Here is a 7789-nt window from a genome sequence, read left to right on the forward strand (position 1 = left end):
ATGAGCGACCTTCTGGAATCGATCGACGCCCGTGGGGTCGCGACGCTCACATTGAACAAGCCAGAGCGGCATAATGCGTTCGACGATGGGCTGATCGCGGCGATGACCGCGTCGTTGAAGCGCCTCGACGGCCAATCCGCCGTACGCGTCGTCGTCCTCGAAGGCGCCGGCGAAAGCTTCTGCGCCGGAGCGGATATCGCCTGGATGAAACGAGCCGCGCAGGACAATTTCGAAGCCAATGTCGCCGACGCTGGCGTGCTCGCCGAACTCATGCAAAGGCTCGACCTTCTGTCAAAGCCCACCGTCGCCGTGATCGGCGGCCCGGCCTATGGCGGCGGCGTCGGCCTTGTCGCCTGTTGCGACGTAGCGGTCGCGTCCGAACGGGCGCGTTTCTGCCTGAGCGAAGCAAGGCTCGGGCTCATCCCGGCCGTGGTCGGGCCCTTTGTCATCCGGGCCATCGGCGCGCGGCAGGCCCGGCGCTATTTTCTGACGGCGGAATCGATTTCGGCCCCGCGCGCCAAGGAGATCGGGCTCGTTCACGAGGTCGTGGCGGAAGCGGCCCTCGAAACCGCGCGAGACATGATTATCGAGGCGCTTCTGGCTGGCGCTCCGGGCGCCCAGACGGAGGCGAAGGCGCTGGCGTCGTGGTGCGAGGGGCGTCCCATCGACGCTAAACTCGCGCGGGAGACAGCGCGAAGGATTGCGACGCGGCGCGCTTCCCCGGAGGGAAAGGAAGGCTTGAGCGCCTTTCTCGGCAAACGGCTCCCCGCCTGGCGCACGGATCGGAACAATCCAGATGTTTCGTAAGATCCTGATCGCCAATCGCGGCGAGATCGCCTGTCGCGTGATAGCCACCGCAAGGCGGCTCGGCGTCGCGACGGTTGCGGTCTATTCGGATGCGGATGCGCATGCGCTCCATGTCGATCTTGCCGACGAGGCCTGGCCGATCGGCGCCGCCCGCGCGCAGGAGAGTTACCTTGCGATCGACAAGATCGTGGCGGCCGCCCGGCAATCGGGAGCTGAGGCGATCCATCCCGGCTATGGCTTCCTTTCGGAGAACCCGGCCTTCGCCACAGCCTGCGCGAAAGCGGGAATTCGCTTCATCGGCCCGCCGCCGGAAGCGATGCGCGTGATGGGCTCCAAGGCGGCGGCCAAGACAATGATGGAGCGCGCGGGCGTTCCCATCCTGCCGGGCTATCATGGCGACGCTCAGGACTTGACGCTCCTCGCCGGCGTCGCCGCGGACATCGGATTTCCCGTCCTGATCAAGGCCTCATCCGCCGGCGGCGGCAAGGGCATGCGGATCGTCGAACGCTGCGAGGACATGCCGGAGGCCCTCGAGGGCGCGAGGCGCGAGGCGATGGCCTCTTTTGGCGACGATCGGCTATTGATCGAGAAATACGTGCCGGGGGCCCGCCATATCGAGGTCCAGATCTTCGCCGACCAATACGGCGAAATCGTCTCCTTTTTCGAACGTGATTGCTCGATCCAGCGGCGTCATCAGAAAATTGTCGAGGAGACGCCGGCGCCGGGCATGGACCCGCTGCGCCGGCGCGCCATGGCCGAAGCCGCGATCACGGCCGCCCGCGCCGTTGGTTATGTCGGCGCGGGAACCGTCGAGTTTCTCGTGAAAGGCGATCGCTTCTATTTTCTGGAAATGAATGCGCGTCTGCAAGTCGAGCATCCGGTCACGGAAATGATCTCGCGGCAGGATCTGGTCGAGTGGCAGCTGCGCGTCGCCTCAGGCGAGAAACTTCCGTTGACGCAGCAGCGGTTGAGCATGCTCGGACATTCGATCGAGGCTCGCATCTATGCGGAAGATCCGGGCCGTGGCTTTCTTCCGTCTACGGGCCGGATCAGGCATCTGCGTCAACCGCGAGAAGCAGAAGCCGTCCGGGTCGATACGGGCCTGCGCCAGGGCGACCCGATCACGCAAGACTACGATCCTCTGATCGCTAAACTGATCGTCTGGGGAGTTGATCGCGCAGCCGCCCTGCAAAGGCTCGAGAGCGCGCTAGCTGAATATGAAATCGTCGGCGTCGCGACCAATCTCGATATGCTGCGCGCCATTGCGGCGCATCCCGCCTTTATGAGCGGCGAAAGCGATACCGGCTTCATCGAGCGCCATATCGACCAATTGCTCGCTCCAGTCTCGCCGGCCGGGAGCGAGGACACGACGATCCTCGCCGCGGGCGCGGCGGCGCGGCTCGGCGATTTGCGAGCGAAGGCGGCGGCGGAGGCAGCGAACTCCGGCGATCCCTGGTCGCCCTGGGATGTGAGCGACGCCTGGCGGATCGACGGCCAAGGCTGTCAGACTGTCATTTTCGACCGCGAGGGAGAAAGCATAACGCTTCGCGTTCACGCTTTGCCGGATGGGTCAATCCGTGTGGAAACGCCGGCCACAGCCATGCTCGTCAGCGCCGAGGAAACCGGCGACGGGATGCGTTTGCGCATAGACGGAGTGCTGCGCCAGCTTCGGGTGGTCAGGGAGGATTTTGGACTCGTCGTCGTTCTCGCCGGGCGAAATCATTTTCTGCGTTACGTCGATCCGCTGGCGCCGCCGCGCGTCGAGGCCTCGGGAGCGCTCCAGTTGACCGCTCCCCTACCCGCGCGCGTCACGCGCGTTCTCGTCGGGACCGGCGATTTCGTAAAAAAAGGCGCTCCCGTCATCGTTCTCGAAGCCATGAAAATGGAGATCACTCTCACGGCCCCGGACGACGGCGTCATCGCCGACATCCGTTACGCCGAAGGCGATGTGGCGCCGGAAGGCGCCGAGCTGGTCGTCCTCGCCGCTGGAGAGGCGCCATGACCCTTCCCGCCCGCGTTCGCATCGTCGAAGTCAGTCCGCGCGACGGGCTGCAGAATGAATCCACAATTCTACCCGTCGAGACCAAGGTCGCCCTGATCGAACTATTGGCGAAAGCGGGAGTGAGGGACATCGAGGCGGGAAGCTTCGTATCGGCGAAGCGGGCGCCTCAGATGGCGGCGACGGCCGAGGTTCTCGCAAAGCTCGACCAGAAGCTGCTTTCGCGGTCCAGCGTCCGATTGTCCGTCCTCATCCCCAATCTGCAAGGCCTCGACTGCGCGCTCGCCAGCGGCGTGAAGGATGTGGCGGTGTTCGCCGCCGCCTCCGAGACATTTTCGCAAAAGAACATCAATTGTTCGATCGCCGAAAGCCTCGCGCGGTTCGCGCCGGCGGTCGAGAAAGCCCTTTCAGCCGGGATAAGGGTGCGCGGCTATATCTCATGCGTCCTCGGCTGCCCTTACGAAGGCGAGATCGCGCCGGGCGAAGTCGCGTCCCTCGCGCGCGATCTGACCGCCATGGGCTGTCATGAGATTTCGCTGGGCGACACCATCGGCGCGGGAACGCCGCTGCGGGCGAAGCGATTGATCGAGGCGGTGGCGCGGGACGGGCCCATCGATCGCCTCGCTGTTCATTTCCATGACACTTACGGCCAGGCGCTGGCCAACATCTTCGCCTGTCTCGAACTCGGCATATCCGTCGTCGATGCTTCGGTCGCAGGTCTCGGCGGTTGCCCCTACGCTCCCGGCGCCACCGGCAACGTCGCGACCGAGGATGTCGTCTACATGCTGGACGGCATGGGCGTCGAAACCGGAATCGATCTCGCCGCCCTGGCCGAGGCCGGAGAATTCATCTCGGGGCGGCTGGGGCGGCGGTCCGGCAGCCGGGCGTCGCGCGCAATCGCCGCGCAGAGGCGAACGGGGTCTCAAAAAATGTGATCCGGCGGCGAAATCCGGAGCCGGCATATTGGACTATATTTAAGTTCTGGCGCTGAACATCGGCGGGGAAAGTATGGACGACGATTTTCATGTTGGCCCTGCCCGGTTTCTGTCCTCGGAAGGCGAATTGGACCAATCCGCCGGATCGCTCTCGCCGGACCCCGGCTTTCTGCTCCAGCTCTACAGGGCGATGACGCGAACGCGGGTGTTCGACGGCAAAGCGATCGCCTTGCAGCGCACCGGCAAGCTCGGGACTTTCCCGTCCGCTCTCGGTCAAGAGGCGATCGGGGTCGGAGTGGCGCACGCCATGCTGGCGAAGGATGTGCTGTTCCCTTACTACCGCGATCATGCGGCGCTGTTTTTGCGCGGCGTCACGATGGCGGAGATGCTGCTCTATTGGGGCGGCGACGAACGTGGCGGCGATTTCCGCGTTCCGAGGGAAGATTTTCCGATTTGCGTGCCGGTCGGCTCCCAGGTCGCCCACGCGGCCGGCGCCGCCTATGCTTTCAAGCTTCGCCGCGAGAAGCGGGTGGCGGTCTGCACGATCGGAGACGGCGGCACCGCCAAGGGCGATTTCTACGAAGCGCTAAACCTCGCGGGCGTATGGAACGCGCCTCTTGTCGTCGTCATCAACAACAACCGCTGGGCGATCTCGACGCCGCGCGAACTCGAAAGCGCGGCGGCGACGCTGGCGCAAAAGGCCGTCGCCGCAGGCATTGAAGGACGGCAGGTCGATGGCAATGACGTCATCGCGGTTCATGAAATCGCTTCTCAAGCGATCGGGAAGGCGCGATCAGGCGGCGGCCCGACCTTGATCGAAGCGCTGAGTTACCGGTTGGGCGACCATACGACGGCCGATGACGCCACACGCTATCGCGATCCCGCAATTGTTCAACGCGAGTGGGCGTTCGAGCCGATCGGCCGCCTGCGCGCCTATCTGACGAGCACCGGCGTATGGAACAGGGAACTCGAAACCGAGCTTTTGAAGCAATGCTCCGAGGAAGTTGAGAAGGCCGTCGAAACCTATCTGACGACGCCGCCGCGAGACAGCGACGCCATGTTCGAACATCTTTTCGCATCGCTTCCGCGCGCCATGCACAGTCAGCGCGATGAGGCGCGCCGCTTCGACCCGCTGCCGGGCGCGCGCCATGAGTGAGCTCACGCTCGTCGAAGCCGTCAATCTTGCGCTGGCCGGCGAAATGGCGCGCGACCCCGAGGTTCTTTTGCTTGGCGAGGATATCGGCGTCAATGGCGGCGTATTTCGCGCAACCATTGGACTGGAGGCGCGCTTCGGGCCGGAGCGCGTCATCGATACGCCGCTCGCGGAAGCGGCGATCGTCGGCGCCGCTGTCGGCATGGCGGCGATGGGATTGAAGCCCGTCGCCGAGATTCAATTCACCGGATTCATCTATCCGGCCATCGACCAAATGATCAATCACGCGGCGCGCCTGCGTCATCGCACCTGCGGCAGGCTGTCCTGTCCGATGGTTTTGCGGGCGCCCTGCGGCGGCGGCATTCATGCGCCCGAGCATCATTCGGAGAGCCCCGAGGCCTTCTTCGCTCATATGCCGGGGTTGCGGGTCGTAATCCCGTCCTCGCCTGCGCGCGCCTACGGCCTTCTGCTCGCCGCCATCCGCGATCCCGACCCGGTCGTGTTTCTGGAGCCGACCTTTCTCTATCGGCTCTTTCGCGAGGAGGTCGCGGAAGACGGCGAAGCTCTGCCGCTCGACGTTTGCTTCGTCTCGCGTGAAGGCGCCGACGCAACGCTGGTCGCGTGGGGCGCGATGGTTCACGCGGCGCTGGCGGCGGCGGACCGGCTGGAACAGGACGGGATCGACGTCGAAGTGATCGACGTCGCGACTTTGAAACCGCTGGACGCCGATACGATCCTGCGCTCCGTAGAGAAAACGGGCCGTTGCGTGATCGTTCATGAAGCGCCCCGCACAGCAGGTTTCGGCGCCGAAATCGCCGCGGAGATCGCCGAGCATGGGCTTTACTCGCTGCTCGCCCCGGTGAAGCGCGTCACCGGATATGATGTCATCATTCCGCTTTCCAAAATGGAAGCCCAGTATCTTCCAGACGTCGAACGCATTATCGACGCCGTCCGCATAGTCATGGAGGCGCGATGAAGATCTTCAGACTTCCCGATCTCGGCGAAGGGCTCCAGGAGGCCGAAATCGTCGAATGGCATCGGAAGGCCGGCGAGACCGTGACGATTGATCAGCCGCTGGTGTCGGTGGAAACGGCAAAAGCCGTGATCGAGATTCCTTCTCCCCAATCAGGCACAATCAAGCGTTTGTTCGGCGCCGCCGGCGACATCATCCGCATCGGCGCTCCACTGGCCGGCTTTGAGGGGGAGTCTGACGTCTCTGAAGATTCCGGCGCGGTCGTCGGCGTTGTCGAGACTGGCGCGCGCGTTCTGAAAGAGGCTCCAGCGGCCATCGCACGCGGCGGCGCTTCGATCCGCGCGACGCCCGCGGTCCGCGCCCTCGCGAGCCGGCTCGAGGTCGATCTCGCCATTGTGACGCCATCTGGTCCCGACGGCGTGATTACCGCCGGCGACGTGCAACGCGTCGTCCGCATTCTCGCCCAGGCCGGACCCGCCGAACCCTTGCGCGGGTTCAGGCGCGTGATGTCGCAGAATATGGCTCTCGCCCAAGCCGAGATCGCGGCGGCGACCGTCGTGGATGACGCCGACATCGAGGCGTGGCCGACGGCGGCGGACACGACGATCCGTCTCATTCGCGCCCTGGTCGCCGCCTGTCAGGCGGAGCCCGCGCTGAATGCGTGGTTCGAGAGCCGCTCGCTGGCGCGCAGAGTCTTGCGGACGATCGACCTCGGCGTCGCGGTCGATCTGCCCGAAGGGCTGTTCGTGCCCGTCTTGCGCGATGTCGCCAATCGCGACGCCGCGGATTTGCGCCGGGGCCTTGATCGGATGCGGGCGGATCTCGCCGCGCACAGGATGCCGCCCGATGAGCTGCGCGGCAATACGATCACTCTGTCGAACTTCGGAGCCATCGCCGGCAGATATGCGGCGCCCATCGTGCTGCCGCCGACGGTCGCCATTCTCGGCGCCGGCCGGATCCGCAAGGAAGTCGTCGCCTGCAATGGCGCGCCCGCCATTCACCGCATGCTTCCGCTGAGCCTGACCTTCGATCACAGGGTGGTGACGGGCGGCGAGGCCGGACGTTTTCTCGCCGCCGCGATCGCCGATCTGGCGCGGGCGGATTGATCAAAGAATTGCGCGATCTCAATGCGGGCCGAAGACGCGATCATGGCACCGGAGGCGAATGAGGATCTGCTGCAAAGCCATCTTCCTCTACAACCATGCCGGCGTTAGGCTCGAAGGCCAACGCCTCTACTTGAGCGTATTGATGATCTCACGATAGGCGGCCTCGGGGAAAGCCTTGAGCGTTTGCGTCCGCACATTGCCCATCATGCCAAGCTGCATGGTGAAACGCGCCGCCACGGCATCGTCCGGGGCCTCGTAAACAGCGATAAGATCATAGGCGCCCATGGTCAGGAAGACGTGCTTGAACTCTCCTCCCTCGTCCTTCAGCGCCTTTTTTGCGGCATCGAGGCGCCCCGGCGAATCCTTCACATGGCGGACGCCCTGGTCCGTCCAGTTCATCAGCAGGATATATGCGGACATCATGGCTCTCCCGACGGTTTGGCGCGGCGAACGTGCGCGCGTCCTCGGCTTTGCGCGGGAACAACGGCCGGCCCCTGTCGCTTCGGCAGGCATGAGCTGAGGTTTGGTGATGCGCCATCCACAGTTCCAGGCGAACACGGCGATCAGGGCGCGCAGCATGACATGGACGCGCAATAGCATCATACGCCTGCCAAACGGATGCAGAAACATTTTCTGCTCACCCTGGCGCGCCTACTCCGCGGCTAATGTTCGACGCATTTTCATGATCCTTGGCGCTATGCCCGCTTTTTCTCCCGCTTTCGAGATCCTATGAGCGCCATCAACATCGGTCCGAGCGAGAACTCCCCGGTTTCAGCCTTTCGCGTCAGCTCGCGCAAATAGCCGCCGGCGCTGGCG

At 64.4% G+C, this 7789-nt stretch carries 8 protein-coding genes; 6 read left to right on the plus strand and 2 right to left on the minus strand.

Annotation, left to right across the window (positions count from 1 at the left end):
• From MPC4_RS12115 to MPC4_RS12140, 6 genes are all read left to right on the plus strand, one after another.
• Nucleotides 1-807: an enoyl-CoA hydratase-related protein gene (locus MPC4_RS12115; protein WP_174512734.1), complete on the plus strand. Its 807-nt coding sequence runs from the start codon at nucleotides 1-3 to the stop codon at nucleotides 805-807.
• On the plus strand, nucleotides 797-2809 hold the full coding sequence (locus MPC4_RS12120; protein ID WP_174512735.1) for an acetyl/propionyl/methylcrotonyl-CoA carboxylase subunit alpha: 2013 nt from the start codon (nucleotides 797-799) through the stop codon (nucleotides 2807-2809). The genes MPC4_RS12115 and MPC4_RS12120 overlap by 11 nt, the downstream gene beginning before the upstream one ends.
• The gene (locus MPC4_RS12125; RefSeq protein WP_174512736.1) at nucleotides 2806-3741 is read left to right on the plus strand and encodes a hydroxymethylglutaryl-CoA lyase; all 936 of its coding nucleotides are present in this window, start codon (nucleotides 2806-2808) and stop codon (nucleotides 3739-3741) included. Before MPC4_RS12120 ends, MPC4_RS12125 begins: the two co-directional genes overlap by 4 nt.
• A gap of 73 nt (nucleotides 3742-3814) precedes the next feature.
• Nucleotides 3815-4897 (plus strand): pyruvate dehydrogenase (acetyl-transferring) E1 component subunit alpha, encoded by a 1083-nt coding sequence (pdhA, locus tag MPC4_RS12130; protein ID WP_174512737.1) that lies wholly within the window; start codon nucleotides 3815-3817, stop codon nucleotides 4895-4897.
• Nucleotides 4890-5870, plus strand: coding sequence for an alpha-ketoacid dehydrogenase subunit beta (locus MPC4_RS12135; RefSeq protein WP_174512738.1), 981 nt, complete (start codon nucleotides 4890-4892; stop codon nucleotides 5868-5870). The genes pdhA and MPC4_RS12135 overlap by 8 nt, the downstream gene beginning before the upstream one ends.
• Complete coding sequence (locus MPC4_RS12140; RefSeq protein WP_174512739.1) at nucleotides 5867-6973, plus strand: dihydrolipoamide acetyltransferase family protein; 1107 nt, start codon at nucleotides 5867-5869, stop codon at nucleotides 6971-6973. The genes MPC4_RS12135 and MPC4_RS12140 overlap by 4 nt, the downstream gene beginning before the upstream one ends.
• Before the next feature lie 126 nt (nucleotides 6974-7099).
• On the opposite strand, the gene MPC4_RS12145 is transcribed toward MPC4_RS12140, so the two are convergent.
• Entirely contained in the window at nucleotides 7100-7393 is a 294-nt protein-coding gene (locus MPC4_RS12145) for a GYD domain-containing protein (protein ID WP_134493083.1), read from the minus strand.
• A gap of 275 nt (nucleotides 7394-7668) precedes the next feature.
• On the minus strand, nucleotides 7669-7789 hold a 121-nt coding region (gene repC, locus MPC4_RS12150), incomplete at its 5' end, for a replication initiation protein RepC (protein ID WP_174512740.1).

This window comes from Methylocella tundrae, from assembly GCF_901905185.1.
Taxonomy (GTDB): domain Bacteria; phylum Pseudomonadota; class Alphaproteobacteria; order Rhizobiales; family Beijerinckiaceae; genus Methylocapsa; species Methylocapsa tundrae.

What these genes read in the sequence shown, in the direction of transcription:
- MPC4_RS12120 (WP_174512735.1), top strand. Translation starts at nt 797, where the DNA reads ATGTTTCGTAAGATCCTGATCGCCAATCGCGGCGAGATCGCCTGTCGC.
- MPC4_RS12145 (WP_134493083.1), bottom strand. Translation starts at nt 7,393, where the DNA reads ATGTCCGCATATATCCTGCTGATGAACTGGACGGACCAGGGCGTCCGC.
- MPC4_RS12115 (WP_174512734.1), top strand. Translation starts at nt 1, where the DNA reads ATGAGCGACCTTCTGGAATCGATCGACGCCCGTGGGGTCGCGACGCTC.
- MPC4_RS12135 (WP_174512738.1), top strand. Translation starts at nt 4,890, where the DNA reads ATGAGTGAGCTCACGCTCGTCGAAGCCGTCAATCTTGCGCTGGCCGGC.
- MPC4_RS12140 (WP_174512739.1), top strand. Translation starts at nt 5,867, where the DNA reads ATGAAGATCTTCAGACTTCCCGATCTCGGCGAAGGGCTCCAGGAGGCC.
- MPC4_RS12125 (WP_174512736.1), top strand. Translation starts at nt 2,806, where the DNA reads ATGACCCTTCCCGCCCGCGTTCGCATCGTCGAAGTCAGTCCGCGCGAC.
- pdhA (WP_174512737.1), top strand. Translation starts at nt 3,815, where the DNA reads ATGGACGACGATTTTCATGTTGGCCCTGCCCGGTTTCTGTCCTCGGAA.